The 19556-nt window shown below is 61.3% G+C and carries 20 protein-coding genes, 2 tRNA genes and 1 pseudogene; 18 read left to right on the forward strand and 5 right to left on the reverse strand.

Annotated features, from left to right (window positions below):
• Positions 1-44: 44 nt before the first annotated feature.
• From K4G67_RS08030 to K4G67_RS08040, 3 genes are all read left to right on the forward strand, one after another.
• Positions 45-371 (forward strand): FYDLN acid domain-containing protein, encoded by a 327-nt coding sequence (locus tag K4G67_RS08030; protein ID WP_239805857.1) that lies wholly within the window; start codon positions 45-47, stop codon positions 369-371.
• Positions 372-585: 214 nt separating this feature from the next.
• Positions 586-661, forward strand: a tRNA-Ala gene (locus tag K4G67_RS08035).
• Between the two features lie 160 nt (positions 662-821).
• Positions 822-1235, forward strand: a complete 414-nt coding sequence (locus tag K4G67_RS08040) for an EVE domain-containing protein (RefSeq protein WP_239805858.1) — start codon at positions 822-824, stop codon at positions 1233-1235.
• Between the two features lie 367 nt (positions 1236-1602).
• Here K4G67_RS08040 and K4G67_RS08045 read toward each other — a convergent pair whose 3' ends face one another.
• Positions 1603-2913: an MFS transporter gene (locus K4G67_RS08045; RefSeq protein ID WP_239805859.1), complete on the reverse strand. Its 1311-nt coding sequence runs from the start codon at positions 2911-2913 to the stop codon at positions 1603-1605.
• Positions 2914-3045: 132 nt separating this feature from the next.
• On the opposite strand from K4G67_RS08045, the gene pgsA reads away from it, so the two are divergent.
• Positions 3046-3612, forward strand: a complete 567-nt coding sequence (pgsA, locus tag K4G67_RS08050) for a CDP-diacylglycerol--glycerol-3-phosphate 3-phosphatidyltransferase (protein WP_202087726.1) — start codon at positions 3046-3048, stop codon at positions 3610-3612.
• 19 nt (positions 3613-3631) lie between these two features.
• Here the strand turns inward: pgsA and K4G67_RS08055 are convergent, their stop codons facing one another.
• Positions 3632-4531, reverse strand: coding sequence for a hydrogen peroxide-inducible genes activator (locus K4G67_RS08055; RefSeq protein ID WP_239805860.1), 900 nt, complete (start codon positions 4529-4531; stop codon positions 3632-3634).
• Between the two features lie 19 nt (positions 4532-4550).
• The gene (gene rnd, locus K4G67_RS08060) at positions 4551-5735 is read right to left on the reverse strand and encodes a ribonuclease D (RefSeq protein ID WP_239805861.1); all 1185 of its coding nucleotides are present in this window, start codon (positions 5733-5735) and stop codon (positions 4551-4553) included.
• A 150-nt stretch (positions 5736-5885) separates the two neighbouring features.
• Here rnd and aspS point away from each other — a divergent pair, with 150 nt between their 5' ends.
• The 9 genes from aspS to K4G67_RS08105 all read left to right on the forward strand — a co-directional run bounded on the left by aspS (position 5886) and on the right by K4G67_RS08105 (position 13662).
• Positions 5886-7706: an aspartate--tRNA ligase gene (gene aspS / locus K4G67_RS08065; protein WP_239805862.1), complete on the forward strand. Its 1821-nt coding sequence runs from the start codon at positions 5886-5888 to the stop codon at positions 7704-7706.
• A 127-nt stretch (positions 7707-7833) separates the two neighbouring features.
• Positions 7834-8070 carry an acyl carrier protein gene (locus K4G67_RS08070; protein ID WP_047821044.1) on the forward strand — a complete coding sequence of 79 codons (237 nt, stop codon included), beginning with the start codon at positions 7834-7836 and terminating at the stop codon, positions 8068-8070.
• Positions 8071-8244: 174 nt separating this feature from the next.
• Positions 8245-9504, forward strand: a complete 1260-nt coding sequence (fabF, locus tag K4G67_RS08075; RefSeq protein ID WP_239805863.1) for a beta-ketoacyl-ACP synthase II — start codon at positions 8245-8247, stop codon at positions 9502-9504.
• A 1-nt stretch (position 9505) separates the two neighbouring features.
• The gene (mltG, locus tag K4G67_RS08080) at positions 9506-10495 is read left to right on the forward strand and encodes an endolytic transglycosylase MltG (RefSeq protein WP_239805864.1); all 990 of its coding nucleotides are present in this window, start codon (positions 9506-9508) and stop codon (positions 10493-10495) included.
• A gap of 105 nt (positions 10496-10600) precedes the next feature.
• Entirely contained in the window at positions 10601-11128 is a 528-nt protein-coding gene (locus tag K4G67_RS08085; RefSeq protein ID WP_239805865.1) for a peroxiredoxin, read from the forward strand.
• On the forward strand, positions 11121-11663 hold the full coding sequence (locus K4G67_RS08090; RefSeq protein WP_239805866.1) for a 2'-5' RNA ligase family protein: 543 nt from the start codon (positions 11121-11123) through the stop codon (positions 11661-11663). The genes K4G67_RS08085 and K4G67_RS08090 overlap by 8 nt, the downstream gene beginning before the upstream one ends.
• Positions 11664-11744: 81 nt before the next feature.
• Positions 11745-11821: transfer RNA gene (locus K4G67_RS08095), tRNA-Met, on the forward strand.
• Positions 11822-12414: 593 nt separating this feature from the next.
• Entirely contained in the window at positions 12415-12573 is a 159-nt protein-coding gene (locus K4G67_RS08100) for a hypothetical protein (protein WP_239805867.1), read from the forward strand.
• A 69-nt stretch (positions 12574-12642) separates the two neighbouring features.
• Positions 12643-13662: an aldo/keto reductase gene (locus tag K4G67_RS08105; protein WP_239805868.1), complete on the forward strand. Its 1020-nt coding sequence runs from the start codon at positions 12643-12645 to the stop codon at positions 13660-13662.
• A gap of 54 nt (positions 13663-13716) precedes the next feature.
• On the opposite strand, the gene K4G67_RS08110 is transcribed toward K4G67_RS08105, so the two are convergent.
• Complete coding sequence (locus tag K4G67_RS08110; RefSeq protein ID WP_338026409.1) at positions 13717-14256, reverse strand: group I truncated hemoglobin; 540 nt, start codon at positions 14254-14256, stop codon at positions 13717-13719.
• 46 nt (positions 14257-14302) lie between these two features.
• Positions 14303-15211 carry a DUF3034 family protein gene (locus K4G67_RS08115; protein ID WP_239805869.1) on the reverse strand — a complete coding sequence of 303 codons (909 nt, stop codon included), beginning with the start codon at positions 15209-15211 and terminating at the stop codon, positions 14303-14305.
• Between the two features lie 288 nt (positions 15212-15499).
• Between K4G67_RS08115 and K4G67_RS08120 the strand changes: the two genes are divergently transcribed.
• The 5 genes and pseudogenes from K4G67_RS08120 to K4G67_RS08140 all read left to right on the forward strand — a co-directional run bounded on the left by K4G67_RS08120 (position 15500) and on the right by K4G67_RS08140 (position 19528).
• The gene (locus tag K4G67_RS08120; protein ID WP_239805870.1) at positions 15500-15919 is read left to right on the forward strand and encodes a cupredoxin domain-containing protein; all 420 of its coding nucleotides are present in this window, start codon (positions 15500-15502) and stop codon (positions 15917-15919) included.
• Complete coding sequence (locus K4G67_RS08125; RefSeq protein ID WP_239805871.1) at positions 15916-17172, forward strand: diguanylate cyclase domain-containing protein; 1257 nt, start codon at positions 15916-15918, stop codon at positions 17170-17172. The genes K4G67_RS08120 and K4G67_RS08125 overlap by 4 nt, the downstream gene beginning before the upstream one ends.
• A 28-nt stretch (positions 17173-17200) precedes the next feature.
• Positions 17201-17557: a diguanylate cyclase domain-containing protein gene (locus tag K4G67_RS08130; RefSeq protein WP_476695955.1), complete on the forward strand. Its 357-nt coding sequence runs from the start codon at positions 17201-17203 to the stop codon at positions 17555-17557.
• A pseudogene (locus K4G67_RS08135) lies at positions 17551-18261 on the forward strand (putative bifunctional diguanylate cyclase/phosphodiesterase); the annotation flags it as partial. The gene K4G67_RS08130 and the pseudogene K4G67_RS08135, both read left to right, overlap by 7 nt.
• A 169-nt stretch (positions 18262-18430) precedes the next feature.
• Entirely contained in the window at positions 18431-19528 is a 1098-nt protein-coding gene (locus K4G67_RS08140) for a tyrosine-type recombinase/integrase (RefSeq protein ID WP_239805874.1), read from the forward strand.
• Positions 19529-19556 lie beyond the last annotated feature (28 nt).

The raw sequence follows: 19556 nt of genomic DNA on the forward strand, positions 1-19556 counted from the left end.
ATGCCGGCCCCTTGTTTCGCCGGCATCGCCAGACGAGGAATTTCATGGTCAAGCCCGAATGGGGTGCAAAGCACACCTGCCCGAAATGCGGAACCCGCTTCTACGATCTCGGCAAGGACGATCCGGTCCACTGCATCGAGTGCGGGAACGAATGGACGCCCGAACCCGTGCTGAAAAGCAAGCAGCCCATCCCCTTCGAGGAGACGAAGGACAAGAAGAAGGACGACGATTCCGATCTTGGCGATGACGATCTCGACAATGATCTGGACGTGGATGACGACGACGATTCGCCGGATAACGATGTCGACCTTGGCGGTGACGACGATCTCGGCGTCGCCAATGTGAAGGACGACGACGAAGAGGACAGCTGATGCTGTGACGGCGCGCGGGTGGGGACGATCCCGAACCTTCCGCGCGCCGTTCCGACCGGCCGATTGGCGGTGGTGACGGATAAACTGGCGCGCATCGGAATTTTCCGATTTTTCCGCTTGCCAGGATCGAAACCTCTCCCTAAAGAGCCGGCTCCCGACGCGATGACGTCGGCGAAACGAAGGCCGCGGCCCATCGCCGCCTTCGAAAAATGACGGGGCCGTAGCTCAGCTGGGAGAGCGCTACAATGGCATTGTAGAGGTCAGGGGTTCGATCCCCCTCGGCTCCACCATTTTTCCTTATGCTTTCAGCTTATTTTTAGAGGTTCGTATGATCGCCATATGGCGATCATTTTCGCCCGTTCGCCGCGCGCCTGTGCAGTTTAGCGGGCTGCGGCTTGCGCCTTTGCGCGCGATCCCTATGCACGGACGAAAGCTTGGAGGGAGGCAGGAATGGCGCGTCGATACTGGCTGATGAAATCGGAACCCGATGTCTATTCGTGGGACGACCTTGTGGAGCAGGGCGAAGGCACCTGGGACGGCGTCCGCAACCACAAGGCGAAGAACAATCTGATCGCGATGAAGAAGGGCGATCAGGCTTTCTTCTACCACTCGAATATCGGGCTGGAGATCGTCGGCATCGTCGAGATCAGCGAGGACGGCATAACCGATCCGACCGATGAAACCGGCAAATGGGCTGCGGTCAAGGTGAAGCCTGTCCGCAAGCTCGAACACCCGGTCACGTTGAAGCAGGTCAAGGCCACGCCCGAACTCGAAGAGATGGAGCTGGTAAAGCTTTCCCGCCTTTCGGTTGGCGAGGTGCGCCCGGAAGAGTGGAAGATCATTCTTCAGATGGCAAAGGGTTGAGCGACGTTCGGGCTCTGCCCCGAATCAGGACAGCAAGATTCGATACGAAACCAATTGGTTGAGATTCGGTTAAGGTGACCCTCGGACTTTCGCTTGAGTCCGGTGGATTGCGGAGATCGATCGATGCCCCCCTTGCCAGCCTCTCTCATATTTGTCAGCGAAACCGCGGTTAAGGGGCGCTCAACAGGTTTCGGCCAAGCCGCGCGCCACGGGAGCGACAGACCGGCGCGCCGCCCGTTCTTAGCCCGGTTGCGCGCGTTCGGGCGTCTGAGCATGCAGGATACGCGCGATTTCCTGCTGGCCTATTGCGCCGGTTTCCTCGCGGTCGGCGCCTTCATCTTCTGACGATCATGAAACGCCGGCAAGCCTAGCCCGCGCTCATCAACCGCTTTTCCGCGCGATACAGGACGAAGCCGAGCCACGCGGAACCGATGCACATCGCCGCGGCAAGCAGCAGCTGATCCTCGATCGAGACACCCATACCCGTCAGCATCACGGCGAGCAGCGATCCGCCTGTCATTGCGATCGCGTTCAAGATATTGTTCGCCGCGATGGTGCGCGCGGTCTGCGTCTTTTTCACCACCGTGGTGAGAAAGGCGTAAAGCGGCACGACGAACATGCCTCCGCAGATCGCAATCCCCAAAAGACATGCAAGCAGCGGCCATGCCAACGGACGCGCAATGAAGTCGAGCGGCCCCAGCAGCCCGGAAGCAAGCGGGGTCCAGGCAAGGCAGACAAAGTGGAACAGCACGATGAAAATGCCCATCGCAATCACCGATACAGGGGCATAGCGCGCCGAAACCTTGCCCTTCAGCAACCCGTTGATCGCCATGGAACCGATGGCCACGCCCACCGAAAACACGACGAGGAACAGGCTGGCCACCTCCTTGCTTGCGGTCAGGACATTTTTGGCAAGCGGCGGGAATTCGATGAAGAGCACCGCCCCTATGGTCCAGAAGAAGCTGATCGCGATAATGGCGTAGAACACGCGCGAATCGACCATGGTATCGCGAATGACGCGGATCGAACTTCGCCACACATTATAGTCAATCGGCTCGACATCGCCCTGTGCCGGGGCGGGGGGCACCTGACGCCCGGCAACATATCCCGCGATGGCCAGGAGAATCACGAGGATCGCCGCCCATTCCACCGGCACCCAGCCCGCGAGAATCGTTCCGGCCAGAATGGCGAGATAGGTCCCGGCCTCCACCAGCCCCGTGCCGGCCAGCACCTCGTCATCGTGAAGGTGCTGCGGCAGGATTGCATATTTGATCGGACCGAAGAATGTCGAATGCACCCCCATCGCGAACAGCGCGATCAGCAGCAGCGGTATCGCCATGCTTTCGACCGCGATCGCTTGCCAGGCAAGGACAAGCCCGGCCGCGCCCGCGACCATGATCCCGATTTCGGCCAGCTTGATCCACCGGATGATCGCGGCCTTGTCGCGCATGTCCGCCAATTGCCCGGCAAGCGCGGACAGCAGGAAATAGGGCAGGATGAACACGGCCGACGCGATGGCCGAAAACCGGGCCTCGGCCTCTTCGGAACTGTAGACCGAATACACGACGAACAGCACCATCGCGTTCTTGTACAGGTTGTCGTTGAACGCGCCCAGCATCTGCGTGACGAAGAGAGGCACGAACCGCCGTTGTTTCATCAGTCGAGTCGATAGGGTCATGCAATATCCGGTCGCGGTTCTCGCCCATGGCATTAAACGCTGACGGGCGCGGCACAACCCCTTGGGCGCGGGGCGGGTGCCGCAATTTGTTTCATTGCGGCGAAGTTTCCCGCTATGCGCGCAGGCGACATCATGCTGACTCTACCGAATCTCCTCACCCTGTCGCGAATTTTCGCCGTTCCGCTGCTTGCCGTGCTGATGTGGTGGCCGGGGTGGACGATCGGCTATCTCGCCGCGTTCGTCGTCTATTCGCTTGCGGGGATTACGGATTATTTCGACGGCTATCTCGCGCGGGCGAGCGGGCGGGTCAGCCGGCTGGGCATTTTTCTCGACCCCATCGCGGACAAGATCATGGTGGCCGCGGTCATCCTCGTGCTCACGGCGCAGGGGGCATTGCGCGGGCCGTTTTTCGGCGATCTGCACGTGGTGGCGGGGCTGATCATCCTCATTCGAGAGATTGCGGTGTCGGGCCTGCGCGAATTTCTTGCAGGGGTGCAGGTCTCGGTGCCGGTGTCCCGCCTCGCGAAGTGGAAGACCACCTTGCAGATCATTTCGCTCGGCGCGCTGATCCTCGCACAAGGGATACCGGGGCAGGTGTGGATCCACCTTGTCGGCATCGTCAGCCTGTGGGGCGCGGCGGTGCTGACCGTCATTACCGGGTGGGATTACCTGCGCATCGGCCTTCGCCACATGGATTGATTTCTGGCCGCGAAGGGCGTCACCCTTCGCGCAATTCCTGCGCCAGAAGGCGGAATTCGTCCCCGCGCGGGCTGTTGCGGCGCCAGACCAGCGCAATCTCGCGCGTCGGATTTTCGGATTGCAGGTGGCGCGCCACCACGTCGGTATCGCGCAGGATTCCCGCATCGATCGCCATTTGCGGCAACATGGTCAGACCAAGCCCGTTGTCCACCATCTGCACCAGCGTGTGCAGGCTGGTCCCGATCATCGTTGCATTCGCGCGCAGTTCGGGACGGTTGCACGCGGCCAGCGCATGTTCCTTGAGGCAATGCCCATCCTCGAGCAGGAGCAGACGCCCTTCATCGATCATCGCCGGCGGGATGATTTCGGGCGGATCGCGCGGATCGTCCTTGGGAAAAGCGATGAGCAATTCATCGTTCGAGATATGCTCATGCTCGACATCCCCCACCGCGAAGGGCAGCGCGAGAAGCACGCAATCCGACCGCCCGTGATGCAGCGATTCGATGGCGTCGGCACTCGGCTCCTCGCGCAGGAACAGCTTCAGTTGCGGGCGTTCGCGGCGCAGGCGGGGCAGAATGCGGGGGAGCAGGAATGGCGCGATGGTCGGGATCACGCTCATCCGAAGCTCGCCCGAAAGCGGCTTTCCCGCCGAGGCGACAAGCTCGCTCAATTCCTCCGCCTCGCGCAGCAGCCGGTGCGCCTTTTCCACCACCCGATTGCCGAGAGGGGTAAAGCGCACGACCCGCCGCGTCCGTTCGACCAAGGTCACGCCGAGCAGCGATTCCAGTTCGCGTATTCCGGCCGAAAGCGTGGATTGGGAGACATAGACGCTTTCCGCCGCGCGCCCGAAATGCCCCTGCTCATGCAGCGCCAGCAGATATTGCAACTGTTTCAGCGTGGGCAGGTAACTGTTCTTCATCGCTGCGCTGCACCGGCCATCACGCGGTCGGCACCGGCCTGTCGTCGACCCGGGTCTTGGTGATTCGCCCGTCCTTCACGGCAAAGGCGACCTTGCCCTCCACCAGGTCGAGCGCATCCCGGCCGAATTGTTCGTAACGCCACCCTTCGAGCAGGGGCAGCCCCTTGCGCACCCCGGCGGCCAGGTTTTCAAGATCGTCGGAGCGCGCGATCAGGCGCGATGCGACGTCGATCTCCCGGCTGCGGATCTTGAGCAGGAGTTTCAGCAGATCGGCGACCAGCGCCCCTTCCTTGCCGAGCGGGGTGCCGCGCTTGCGCTCCGGCATCTCGTCGACGGGGAGGGGGGGCGCGGCGGACACCACGTCCATCAATCTCTTGCCGATATCATTGTCCTTCCACCCGTTGGACAGGCCGCGCACCTTGGCAAGGTCGCCCTGCTGCCGCGGGGGGTGGGCGGCGATGTCGGCGAGCGTTTCATCGCGCATTATGCGGCCGCGGGGGATGTCCTTGTCCTGCGCCTCGATCTCGCGCCATGCGGCCAGCGCCTTCAACCGGCCGAGCACGTCGGGCTTGCGCCCCTGCGCGCGGATGCGGCGCCATTGCTCGTCCGGATCGTTGCGGTAATGTTCGGGATCGGCGAGCTTTTCCATCTCGACATTGAGCCATTCGCCGCGCCCGGTTTCCATCAACCGGTCCAGCATGCGCGGGAATATCTTCGCCAGATGGGTGACGTCGCCGATCGCATATTCAAGCTGCCGATCGGTCAGGGGACGGCGCGACCAGTCGGTAAAGCGCGCGCCCTTGTCGACCGAGAAATTGAGCCAGGTTTCGACCAGGTTGGAATAGCCGATCTGCTCCGACTGGCTGATGGCCATCATCGCGATCTGCGTGTCGAAGATGGGGTGCGGTGTCTTTCCGGTGAGGTTGTAGATGATCTCCACATCCTGCCCGCCGGCGTGGAAGATTTTCAGCACGTCCTCATTATCGGTGAGAAGGTCGAGCAGCGGAGTAAGGTCGATCCCGTCGGCGAGCGGATCGATCGCGGCGGCTTCTTTCCCATCGGAAATCTGCACGAGGCAGAGCAGCGGCCAATATGTCGATTCCCGCATGAATTCGGTATCGACCGCAACGAAGTCGGCAGAAGCGAAACGCTGGCAAAGATCGCTCAGCGCGGCGGTGTCGGTGATCAGGTCATGTATCTTCATCTGACGCATGCGTTACGCCGAAGTGGGGGAAGGTTCAATAAGCACGCGCGCCTTCGTGGGGGCGCGGCGGCATTGCCCACTGGAAAAGCGGCGCGCTTTGACCTAGGGCGCCGGACATTCTTTCATTCTTGCAAAAAGCACGAACTTCCCATGCATCCCTATCGCACCCATAATTGCGGCGCCCTGACCGCCGCCAACACCGGCGAAACCGTTCGCCTGTCCGGATGGATCCATCGCAAGCGCGACCACGGCGGCGTGTTGTTCGTCGACCTGCGCGACAATTACGGCATCACGCAGCTCGTCGCGGACGAGGACAGCCCCGCGCTCGACATGCTGGACCGGCTTCGCGTGGAAAGCGTGATCACCATCGACGGCGAGGTGAAGGCCCGCAATGCCGCGACGGTCAACGCGAACCTCCCCACAGGCGAGATCGAGGTGTTCGTGCGCGAGATCACGGTGCAGAGCCGCGCCGACGAATTGCCGATGCCGGTCGCGGGCGATGCCGAATATCCGGAGGAAATCCGGCTGAAGCACCGTTTTCTCGACCTGCGCCGGGAAAAGGTGCACGCCAATATCCTGCTGCGTTCGAAGGTCATCACCTCGATCCGCGGCCGCATGGTCGATCAGGGCTTTACCGAGTTCCAGACCCCGATCCTGACGGCAAGCAGCCCCGAGGGCGCGCGCGATTTCCTCGTGCCGAGCCGTCTGCACGCGGGCAAGTTCTACGCGCTGCCGCAGGCCCCGCAGATGTTCAAGCAGATGCTCATGGTCGCAGGGTTCGACCGCTATTTCCAGATCGCGCCCTGTTTCCGGGACGAGGATCTGCGCGCCGATCGCAGCCTGGAATTTTACCAGCTCGATTTCGAGATGAGCTATGTCACGCAGGAAGACGTGTTTCAGACGCTGGAACCCGTACTCGCCGGCGTGTTCGAGGAGTTCGCCAACGGCAAGAGCGTGACGAAGGCGGGCGATTTTCCGCGCATTCCCTATGCCGAAGCGATGCTGAAATACGGGAGCGACAAGCCCGACCTTCGCAATCCGCTCATCATTTCGGACGTCACGCCGCATTTCGAAAAATCGGGTTTCGGCCTGTTCGAAAAGATCGTCGGATCGGGCGGCGTCGTGCGCGCGATCCCCGCGCCGAACACCGCGGACAAGAGCCGCAAGTTCTTCGACGACATGAACAACTGGGCCCGCGGCGAAGGGTTTGCAGGGCTCGGCTATGTCACGCGCAAGGGCGGCACGTTCGGCGGCCCCATCGCCAAGAACCACGGCGAAGAGGGCATGGCGAAGCTTTACGAGGAGCTCGGCCTTGGCGAGGACGACGGCCTGTTCTTTGCCGCGGGCAAGGAGAAGGAAGCGGCCAAGCTTGCCGGTGCGGCGCGCACCCGTACGGCGCAGGAGCTCGACCTGATCGAAAAGGATTGTTTCAAGTTCTGCTGGATCGTCGATTTCCCGATGTTCGAATATGACGAAGAGCAAAAGCGCATCGATTTCAGCCACAACCCGTTCTCCATGCCGCAGGGCGAGCTGGAAGCGCTGGAGACGAAGGACCCGCTCGACATTCTGGCGTGGCAGTACGACATCGTTTGCAATGGCTACGAATTGTCGTCGGGCGCGATCCGGAACCATCGGCCCGACATCATGTACAAGGCGTTCGAAATCGCCGGATATTCGCAGGAAGACGTGGACGCGAATTTTTCGGGCATGATCAACGCGTTCAAATATGGCGCGCCGCCGCACGGCGGTTCGGCACCAGGCATCGACCGCATCGTCATGCTGCTGGCGGATGAACCGAACATTCGCGAGGTCATCGCCTTCCCGCTCAATCAGAAGGGCGAGGATCTGATGATGGCGGCGCCGTCCGCCGTGACCGCGAAGCAGTTGAAGGAATTGCACATTCGCACGGTCGAACCGCCCAGGCCGGCGACCGAGCAAGCCGTGCGGACCGACCGCCTCGGCGATGGCTGAACTTATTGCGGGCGGGCACGGGCCGATGGCGGTGAAATATTTGAACCCGATCGGCACTTGCCAGCCCGCGAACCGTTGACTAGGGCGAACCCCTGATTTTTAACCGCTTTGAGCGAGAGGGCATTTCATGAGCGATACCGAGGAACGCGTAAAGAAGATCGTGGTCGAGCATCTGGGCGTCGAAGCCGACAAGGTGACGATGGATGCAAGCTTCATCGACGATCTGGGCGCGGACAGCCTCGACATCGTCGAGCTGGTCATGGCATTCGAAGAGGAATTCGGTGTCGAGATCCCCGACGATGCCGCCGAGAAGATCACCACCGTGGGCGACGCGGTGAAATATATCGAAGAGCACAAGGGCTGATAAGACGGTCCTTGCCCGCCATGCCTTGATCATTGCAAGGCGTGGGCGGGCCGCTTACCGACAGGCTCGGCCCGCTGGGCTGGGCCTGTTGCGTATCCGGCCCCTTGGAATCGGATATATGCATAATGGAACCGGCCATGGCATGTGGCCGAAGGGAACAATCGGAGTGTGCTGATGCGTCGTGTGGTCGTAACCGGTCTGGGTCTGGTGACCCCGCTTGGGGCCGATGTCGAAACGGTCTGGAAAAACATCCTGGCCGGAAAATCGGGCGCGGGTCCGATCGAACGTTTCGATGCCAGCAATCAGAAATGCCGCATCGCATGCGAGGTGAAGCCGGCGGACCATGAATATGGCTTCGACGCGAACAAGCGTGTCGATCACAAGATTCAACGCCAGGTCGATCCCTTCATCGTGTACGGCATCGACGCCGCCGGTCAGGCCATCGAGGATGCCGGCCTGCTCGACATGAGCGAGGAGGAACGGTTTCGCGCCGGGTGCTCCATCGGTTCGGGCATCGGCGGTCTGCCGGGGATCGAGAAGGAATCGCTGATCCTCGCCGAAAAGGGGCCGGGCCGCGTGTCGCCGCATTTCGTTCACGGACGGCTGATCAACCTGATCTCCGGGCAGGTTTCCATTCGTTACGGGCTGATGGGGCCGAATCATGCTGTGGTGACCGCCTGTTCCACCGGCGCGCACTCCATCGGCGATGCCGCGCGCATGATCCGCGAAGGCGACGCCGACGTGATGCTGGCGGGCGGTGCGGAGGCGACGATCTGTCCCATCGGCATTGCCGGTTTCGCGCAGGCGCGTGCCCTGTCCACCAATTTCAACGACGATCCCACGCGTGCGAGCCGCCCCTATGACGTCGACCGCGACGGTTTCGTCATGGGCGAGGGTGCCGGCGTCGTCGTGCTCGAGGAATATGAAAAGGCGAAGGCCCGCGGCGCCAAGATCTATGCCGAGGTGCTCGGCTATGGCCTTTCGGGCGACGCGCACCACGTAACCGCGCCGCATCCCGACGGGTCGGGTGCCTATCGCTCGATGGAAATGGCGCTGCGCAAGGCGGGTGTCGATGTGTCCGAGATCGATTACATCAACGCGCACGGCACCTCGACCCCGCTCGGCGACGAGCTGGAACTGGGGGCGGTTCGGCGGCTTTTCGGGAGCGCGGTCGATACACTTTCGATGAGCAGCACCAAATCCGCGATCGGCCATCTGCTGGGCGGGGCAGGCGCGGTCGAATCGATCTTCTGCATGCTGGCGATGCGCGATTCGGTCGTGCCCCCGACGCTCAATCTCGATAACCCGAGCGAGAGCTGCAAGGGGGTCGATCTCGTCCCCCACACGGCGAAGGAGCGCAAGGTCAAGGCCGTGCTCAACAACAGCTTCGGTTTTGGCGGGACGAATGCGTCGCTGGTGATGAAGGCGGTCTGATATGGCGGCGGGGCGCACGGTTCCGCGCTGGATGATCGGCGCGATCGCGGCGGCCATCCTTGCCGTTCTGGTCGCCGCGGCCATTTTCGCGAGCGGATGGTACGGCGCCGCCAACCTCGATGAGGAGCGCCCCTTCGTCGTGCCATCGGGCGCGACCCTGACGGCGATTGCCGAAAAGCTAGAGAGCGAGGACATCATCGGTTCGGCCGATGGGTTCCTTCTGCGCGCGAAGATATTCGGCGGCGGCGATCCGGTGCAGGCGGGCGAGTTCCTCCTGCCGGCGGGCGCGTCGCCGGCGCGCATCCTCGATATCTTTCAGAATGGCGACGTCATTCGCCGATTCGTTACCATTCCTGAGGGTTTGCCCTCCATCATGGTGCACGAAAGGCTGATGGCGGAGCCTTTGCTGACCGGCACGATCCCCGTGCCGGAAGAAGGCGCGGTCCTTCCCGACAGCTATGATTTCGAGCGGGGGGAAAGCCGGGCCGACGTCCTCGCCCGCATGGAAGCCGCGATGGACGAATTCCTGGCCGAGGCATGGGCGCAACGGTCGAAGGATATTGCGGTTTCGACCCCGGCGGAAACGCTCGCACTCGCATCCGTGGTGGAGAAGGAAACCGGCGTGGCCAAGGAACGGCGCATGGTCGCCGGACTTTATACCAATCGGCTAAAGACCGGCATGCGGCTGCAGGCCGACCCGACGATCATCTATCCCATTACCAAGGGCAAGCCGCTTGGCCGCCGGATCCGCCGGTCCGAAATCAATGCGGTCAATGGTTACAACACCTATTCGATGGATGGCCTGCCCAAAGGCCCGATCACGAACCCTGGACGCGAATCGATCCGTGCGGTGCTGAACCCCGCGGATACGGATGCGCTTTACATGGTGGCGGACGGGACGGGCGGGCATGTGTTTGCCGATACGCTGGCCGGGCATAACGAAAACGTGCGCAAATGGCGCGCGATCCGGCGCGCCCGCGGCGAAATCTGAAGCAGCGCCGCGTTCCGGGGTGGGGGCGGTTTTCGGAACCGCCTGCCAATGCCGCCGTTCCCTTGGCAAATGTCATATTTCTCCAAGGCCAACAGGGGCATATCCATGCACAAACATATTCCCGACGTCACATTGAAAACCCGCATCCGCGACGAGAGCGTGGAAGGCGAAAACCCGTTCCGCTGGCGCGATTTTCCGGTGCGGGACGAATGGGCGGGCAAGACGATCGTCGCATTCTCGCTACCGGGCGCATTCACGCCGACCTGCACGAACGAACAATGCCCAAGCTACGAATCGATGTATGACGATTTCAAGGCGGCGGGCGCGGACGAGGTTTACTGCATCGCGGTGAACGATGCTTTCGTCATGTATCAATGGTCGAAGCATCTTGGCCTCGAAAAGGTGAAGATGTTGCCCGATGGCTCTGGCGATTTCACGCGCCGCATGGGTATGTTGATCAACAAGGATCATCTGGGCTTCGGTCAGCGGTCGTGGCGTTACGCCATGATCGTGAAGGACAATGTCGTCACCGACTGGTTCGAGGAACCGGGCATCAACGATACCGGCGCCGACGAAGACCCCTACGGCGTGTCCGCGCCGGACAAGGTGCTCGACGCGCTGAAGAATGGTTGATCGGTGGGAGGGGGCGCAGGCTGGTCCGGCGCCCCTCATCGTGACGGCGACCCTGCCGCCCGAGCTTTTTTCGTGGGCACAGGGTTTGCGGCGTGAATATTTTCCGCCGGAACGGAATTATATCGACGCCCATGTGACGCTGTTTCATGCGATTCCGCCGTCATGCGAACGGGAATTGCGGCATTTGCTGGCCGATCTGTGCGCGCAGACGGGGCCGGTCCCGGCCTCGCTCGATTCGGTCATGTCGCTCGGCCGCGGTACGGCCGTCAAGATCATCAGCCCCGATCTGCTGAACCTGCGCGCCATCGTGGCCGACCGTTTCGCGGGGGCGCTGACCGCGCAGGACAGCCATCGGCCCAATCTTCACATCACCGTGCAGAACAAGGTTTCGGGGGACGAAGCGAGGCACTTGCAAACGCGCCTTCGCAGCGAATTTTCGCCACGTAAATTCGCATTTGTCGGGGTTGAAGCGCATTATTATCGTGGCGGGCCGTGGGAAAAAGCGACGCATTGGCGCTTTCGCAAAAAGCGGTGAGCAAAGCGGTTGACCCTTTTGAAAACCGCGCCTAAGACGCCCGCCTGTCGAGTGGTTTCGCGACCGTTCGGCGCCTTTCGGGGCGGAGTAGCTCAGTTGGTTAGAGCAGCGGAATCATAATCCGCGTGTCGGGGGTTCGAGTCCCTCCTCCGCTACCAATTGGCGATCCGGGGTGCGATCACCGGCTTTTCAGTTATTTTTGAACACTGTCCGCAACGCCGAGCTGCGTCGGGAAATCTGTTCCCGCATGCATCGCTAATATCCTATGCGCCGGCGAACTCCGGAAATCTTTACGGTGCGGGCATAGTTCTCTGTCGGACGATCTGCATCTTTTGTTGGTCTGGCGACGTGCTCTCATCGGCCAAATGCAATGCGCGGGTCATTGGGCATGTTGACCGGACAGCGATAGGCGGCGCGCGATGTGCGAAAGAGGCATGCGATAGCTCCCGGCCTGGATCAACCGATCTGCTGCGAACCTAACCGCGAGCAAAAGACACCGCCATGATCGGTCTTCGCATCAGGCAGCGGGTCGCGTGCCGGTGGTCCATTGGATGGGCCAACCCCGTCGGTTCGCACGCTGAACCGTCCTTGGATTGGGAGAGACGAAGCGACCATGCATACGACGAGCAATCTTCCATGCGACGCGCGCCATATTGACGAGCGGAACACATAGCGCCCCCGCCTCAAAGTCGGACCGGTTTTTCCTCGCTGAAGATTGCAGGATCCTCGATTCCGCCGCTAGACAATTTGGATGGGCTTCAAGAAGCCATTCAAGGCCGTTCCGATCCGTCCGGGCGCGCACTACCGGCGGAAGGCCGCGGCCGAAATGCGCAGGCAGTCCTTGCGAACGCTCGCCATCGCGGCCGTGATCGGCCTGACGATCGGGAGTGCCAGCGTGTGGGTCCTTTGACACCAGCCTTGCGGCCATGCAGCGTTCGCGCAATGTCGGCCCAAGGCTTGGCGGGCGAAGGAGAGCATCATGGAATACATCACACTTGGCCGCTCGGGTCTTCGGGTATCGCGTCTGTGCCTCGGCTGCATGAGCTACGGGGATACGCGGCGGGGCTGGCATGGCGATTGGGTTTTGGGCGAGGAGGAAAGCCGCCCCTTCATCCGTGAGGCGGTAGAGGCAGGCATCAATTTTTTCGACACTGCGAATATGTATTCCGGCGGATCGTCAGAAGAGGTGATCGGCCGCCTGCTTCCCCAATTCGCGCATCGCGACGAGATTGTCGTTGCGACCAAGGCGTTTCTACCCTGGCGTCAGGCGCCCAACGCGGGCGGTTTGTCGCGCAAAAGCCTGATGCAGGCGATGGACGACAGCCTGAAGAGGCTGAAGATGGATTACGTCGATCTTTATCAGATCCATCGCTGGGACAACGACACGCCGATCGAGGAAACGATGGAGGCGTTGCACGATATCGTGAAGGCTGGAAAGGCCCGCTATATCGGCGCATCGAGCATGTATGCGTGGCAGTTCGCCAAGGCTCAGGAGGTCGCGCGCGCCCACGGATGGACGCCGTTCATCTCGATGCAGAACCACGTCAACCTGCTCTACCGCGAGGAGGAGCGCGAAATGATCCCGCTCTGCACGGATCAGGGCGTTGGGTTGATCCCGTGGAACCCCCTCGCACGCGGCAGGCTTGCCCGCGCCCCGGACGAACGCACCGTGCGCAGCGAAACCGATGGTTTCGGCAGGACGCTGTACCGACAGCACGAGGATGCCGATCGTGCGGTGATCGAGGCTGTGGGCGAAATCGCCGCCGCGCGCGGGGTCGAACGTGCGACGGTGGCGCTCGCCTGGCACTACTCCAAGCCTGCGACGATCGCCCCTATCGTGGGCGCAACCAAGGCGGGCCACATCGCCTCCGCCGTGGCCGCGACCCGGCTTTCCCTCACGGAGGAAGAGATCGCAATGCTGGAAACGCCGTATCGCCCGAAATGGCCGGTCGGGGTGGAAAGCACGGCCCCGCGTGATCTTTCGCTGACGGTGCGATAGATGGCGGGCGAAGGTGTCTAGGTCGAAGACTTTCGCGGATCTTCCCTGCGGTTTCTATGGCGCGATGACATCGTGCGAGATCGGGGCCAGCTTTGCGAGGAAGCGATTTTGCGCCGCGAAGGGCACGTCTTCTTCGCGCATGGCCTGTTGCAGGTTTTCGACCAGCGCGTTCATGTCGCCCATCCGAACACCCATCGCATCATGCGCCGCCGCCATATCGCGCCCGGTATAGGTACAGCCCGCACCGAGAATATAGCAGAACTGTTCGAACAGGGTCCGCCGCAATCGCACCATGTCATGGCCTGCGAATATCGCGGCGATACGCGGATCGGATTGCGAAAGCTCGACGGTTCGCACCGCAATGCGGCGAATGCTGTCCTTACCCCCGAAATGCGCCGCCACCGCGGACCCTTCGAAAGGCTTTGCCCCGGCATTTCGATCGTCCTGTGCATACGGATCGACTGGAAATTCACCGGTATCAGGATCGCGAACACGTTCCTCCATGCCAAATTCTTTGTCCCAGTCGACATCGCCGTCGAAAACGGGGTGGGGTGCGACCTGCATGGTGAAAAATGCAAGAAGAACGCCGATCATGGGAAATGGCCTCGTAACGGGGCGGGTCGGGGGACGCGAAGGACGGTCACAGCGCGATCTGTGCCGACAGGAAAGCACCGCGCTGATCCTCGACCGTGGCGATGGAGCCCAGATCGGCATAGGCCGCGGTGATCGTGACGTGGTCGCTCACCGCATAGGCGGCGAAGACATCCATCCAGTCATCTTCGCCGAGCCTGAAATTGTCCGGCTTGCTACGATATTCGGCGCCAAACACGGCGCGACGCGAAAGTTGATATGCGAGCGAGCCTTCGAATTGCAGCCGGCCATGTTTGCCATTCGCCCCTCCGAAGCCGAGCAACCCACCCTGATTTCCTTTCGTCCGGCGCACCGTGGCCGATGCGAGCATGCTGGGCGAGAGAAACAGTTTGGACGCGCTTATGAAGATATCGGTGCCTTTCGTGTCCCGGCCCCCCACCGCGCGCACGATTGCAGCGTCACGGCTTCGCTTGTGCTGCACCCCGATGCTGACCTGCGGAAGCAGCGGGTCGCCGTAGACAAGGTCGCCGAACAGCCGTAGCTTTGCCCCGAAGATATCCTGATTGAAGGTAAATTCCTTGCCAAGGCCGAGCGCGGTACCGACATCCCGGGTGTCGAAATTCTGACGCGTATAGGACAGCTCGATCCGGTTCGATATGCCGAGCGCGACGCCGTGGCTTTGAAAACCAAAATCCGGCAATTCGATGAGCGTGACGTTCCCGGTCATCCCTATGTCGCCCGGCATCTCAAGCCCGCCAATCGTGGCCCAGGTGGCAATGCCGCCGCCGCTCCCCCCTTCGACCGTGCTGACCCCGTTGGTGAGCAGCAGCTTGCCGCCGCGCAAGGCCGCCGCATCGGCATTGCCCGGCACGAACGGGACATCATCCTGCGCGAATGCGGGGGTGGCAAGCGACAGGAACGCGCCAAGGATGGCCGGAAGGGAACGCGCTCTGCTCATGCCCCGCTATCTAGGGGGGCATCGTTAAGGCCCCCTAATCGCTGGGTCGGCTCAAGCACTTTATTAAGCTTTCGGCACTATCGGATGCGGCTGTGAAGAAACTCGTCGCCATCCTCCTTGCTTGTATCGCATTCGCGCTTCCGGCCACGGCGACCCTCGCTGTCAGAAGCGTTTCCGCGCGGGTGCAGGTCGTCGACGAACACGGGATGCCGGTGCGCGATGCGGTGGTGGAAATCACGCCCGCAACAGGCACGACATCGCCCCCCCCGGTTCGCCTGGCGCGCGGCCATGGCGCAAAAGGACCTCAAATTCACGCCCGGCACGCTTATCGTCGCGAAGGGGAGCGTGGTCGCCTTTCCCAATCTCGACCGGGTTCGCCACAGTATCTACAGCTTTTCACGGATCGCCCGGTTCGAGATCGACCTTTACGGACGTGAACAAACGCGCGCGCAGAAATTCGATATTGCCGGCGCGGCGGCGCTGGGCTGCAATATTCATGACGCCATGCGCGGTTATGTGCGCGTGGTGGAAACGCCATTCGCTGCCAAGACGGACGCAAACGGGCTTGTCCAAATAGCGGGCATTCCCACCGGTAGCGCCGTCATGACGGTCTGGCACCCGCGGCTCCGGGGGCCGGCCAATGAAATGCGCGCGAGCGTTTCGTTAAACGGAGACTTTTCCCGCAAAATCGGGATCCGCCTGCGGTGAGCGCGATCAGGCGTGTCGATTTTATCCGCTTCGGTTCGTTGAAGTGGCGCATGGCGGCGCTCTATGCAGGATTGTTCGCCGCCGTGCTTTCGGTCATTCTCGCCATCGTGGGGCAGGCAATCGATCGGTTCGCCGAAAACGAAGCGACGGACGATCTTGCCGCCAACGCGCATGTTTTCGAAGAAATCCTGGCCATGCGCGCGCGGCAGATGCGCAGTTCGAGCGACGTTCTTTCCCGCGATTTCGGATTTCGCGAAGCGGTCGCCACCGCCGACCGCCCAACGCTCGCCAGCGCGCTAGCCAGCCTCCGCGAACGGTCGGGAAGCCGATCGGCCTTCGTCGTGGGTTACGATGCCTCGCTCGTCGGTTCGACCGGTGACGTCATGCCCGATCCGGCCAAGCTGTGGAACGCGCTCGACAATGGGCAGGGCTATGGGGTGATCATGCAAGGCGGGCAACTCGCGCTTGCGGCCGCGTCGCCGATCGAGGTACCCGACCTCATCGGCTGGCTCGTCGTGACGCAGCCGCTCGATCAGACGGAACTGACTCGCCTCGTCGATCTGGGCGCGATCGATCTCAGGGCCGCGGTGATGCGGCGGGAGAGGCTTCCGCAAGCAATCGCGAATGCGCCGCCAGATGAGGTTTTCGAGCTGAGCGAGGGCGAGCGCATGCTATATCGCGTCTCGAACCTGCGTACACTTGAGGATGACCTTCGCCCGGTGCTCGTCCTGCAATATTCGCTGACCCGATCGCTTGCGCAATATTCTTCGCTTCGCTGGCTTCTTGCCGCACTCGCCGGTGCCGGGCTTTTGCTGGTCGTCGCGCTGAGCTGGCGGGTGGCGAAAAGCATCACCGCACCGCTGCGCAAGCTGGATGAAGCGACCCGAATGATCAGCGCGGGCGACCGGGTTGCGTTGTCGGTGGAAAGGGAGGACGAGATTGGCCGCCTCGCCGCCAGTTTCAACACGATGACAGAGGCGATTGAGGAGCGCGAGAAGCAGATCATTCACATCGGGCTGCATGACGGGCTCACCAATCTTCCGAACCGAAAATTATTTGCCGAGCAACTGGCGCTCACCCTTTCGCGCCGGAGAGAGAACCGGCACGTCATGGTGATTTACGCCGACCTCGACGATTTCAAGACGGTCAATGAAACGCGCGGCCACTCCGCCGGAGATGCGATGCTCGTCGAGCTCGCCAATACGCTGCGTCGGGATCTGGCCGATGGCACGATTGCTCGTCTGGGGGGGTGACGAATTCGCCATCATGATCGACGATATTATGCCGGGAGAGAATCTCGATGCGCTCACCCGCAAGGTGCAAGCCTGCTTTGCACAGGAAATCGAGATGGCCGGGCGGAAAACCGTTGCGACGGCGAGCCTCGGCATCGCGGTCACCCCGGGCGACGGGGCGGATGGCGGTATGTTGATGAAGCATGCCGACCTCGCTCTCGATCGCGCAAAGAGCGAGGGCCGGGCCGCCCATCGCTTCTTCGAACCCTCGCTCGATGAGCAGGCGCGGCAACGCCGTCAGATGGAACTCGACCTTCGTGATGCCATCGCAGAAGAAAGTTTCGAACTTTATTTTCAACCGATCTACAGCCTGAGGAAAGACAGGCTCAAGGTTTCGAGGCGCTGATCCGCTGGAAGCATCCGGTGCACGGAATGGTCGCGCCAAACGATTTCATCGGCTTGGCAGAGGAAACAGGGCTTATCCTCCCCATGGGCGAATGGGTCGTTCAGGAAGCATGTCGCCAGGCAAGCCATTGGCCAGGCGATCTGTCCGTTGCCGTCAATATTTCGCCCAGGCAATTCGCCGCGCCGGACCTCATCGAACGGATCAAGGCCTGCATTGCCGCCAGCGGGATCGCGCCGAGCCGGCTCGAACTTGAAATCACCGAAAGCATTTTCATAGCCGATGTCGAAACGACCCTGGCCGCGCTGCACGAACTCCGGCGACTCGGCGTGCGGATCGCGCTCGATGATTTCGGAACGGGTTACTCGTCGCTCGCCTATCTGCGGGCCTTTTCCTTCGACACGGTGAAGATCGATCGCCGTTTCGTAGCCGATTTGTCCGATGGCAAAAATGCTCATGCCATCATCCGCCCCATTACGACGCTTGCCGCCGCACTGAGCATGGAAACACTGGCGGAGGGAGTCGAAAATTGTAATGAGCTCGCGACACTTCGCCGCGAGGGATGCGAAAGCGTTCAGGGCTTTCTGCTGAGCCGACCGATGCCGGTTCGCGACATCAAAGTTTGGTTAACTCGCAACAACGAGCGCGATTTCCTGACGCATATGCTCGACCGCGATGAACCGCTGAACATCCACGCGGCGCAATAAGCAGGGGCCGGGATAATCGTGTAGCATCACAGAGGATAAAATGGTGGACGCACTAGGGTTCGAACCTAGGACCCGCTGATTAAGAGCGGAGCTTTGTACTCTTTTCGTTCCTTAGAAATGTTGCGCTAGACTACGCTCAAAGGCTTGAAACGGTTGGAGTTTTTCCGCCGTGGATTATTTTAGCCTACGCCACGACTTTCTGACATCTGATTACGTGGCGATTACGTGGAGAGAGCGTCTCACCATGCCAAATCAGTCGATCACGGTCCGCACCATACGTTCTATCAGTCCCGATCCGAAGCGCGACATTTACGTGTGGGACACCCGTTTGAAGGGCTTCGGACTCCGGACCACTCCGAGAGGAGCACAGTCCTTCGTTTTTCAGTATCGCGTCGATGGCGGCCCAGCTCGTCGCACGACAATAGGACCGGTGGGAAGTCCCTGGACGCCGGTCACTGCACGCAAGGAAGCTGAACGGCTTCTCATCAAGGTTTACCAGGGAATCGATCCCGTCCAAGTCGAGCGTGAAGCCAAGCGGAGGAAGGCAACGCTCAACTTTCGTGCCTACTGTGAGAAGTTCACCGAACTCTACCTCAAGGAGAATTGGCGGGGAACTTGGAAAAAAGCGGATTACACATTGAGGAACGTGGTTATTCCCCGTTGGGGAGACCGGTCCGTCGAAGAGATATCGCGTGCCGATATCGTCAAGGTATTGGATGATTATTCTGATCGACCGGCTCGTCGCAAGGACATCCATTCCGTTTTGCGCAAGCTCTTTAACTGGGCAACCGACCGGCAGGATATCGAGGTTTCTCCGCTGGCGGGAATGAAGGCGCCAAAACCAGTTCCAGCGCGTCGCAGGGTGCTGAGTGATGACGAAATCGTCGCCTTGTGGAAAGCGAGCGAGCAGGCTGGCTGGCCGTGGGGTCCCTACGTCCGCATGCTGATCCTCACGATGCAGCGACGCCAGGAAGTTGCCGAAATGGACTGGTCGGAGGTCGATCTGGATGATCGCAAATGGACGCTTCCAGCCGCTCGCGCGAAGAACGACGAGGAACACATCATTCCTCTTTCAGACCTCGCGGTGCAGGAACTTCAGAACCTTACCCCCAAGAGCAGAGGACTGATCTTCACCACCACAGGCGGAACACCTATTTCCGGCTTTTTCAAGGCGAAGAAGTCCCTCACTGAGGTCATGCTTGCCTATATGATGTCAATCGGCGTTCAATCGGGCCCCCCTATCGGCGCGCAAAAGGGACCCCGTTAGCGTTGCATAGATCGATCGATGTTGGGCG

It is taken from the genome of Croceicoccus hydrothermalis (genome assembly GCF_022378335.1).
GTDB classification, from domain to species: Bacteria; Pseudomonadota; Alphaproteobacteria; order Sphingomonadales; family Sphingomonadaceae; genus Croceicoccus; species Croceicoccus hydrothermalis.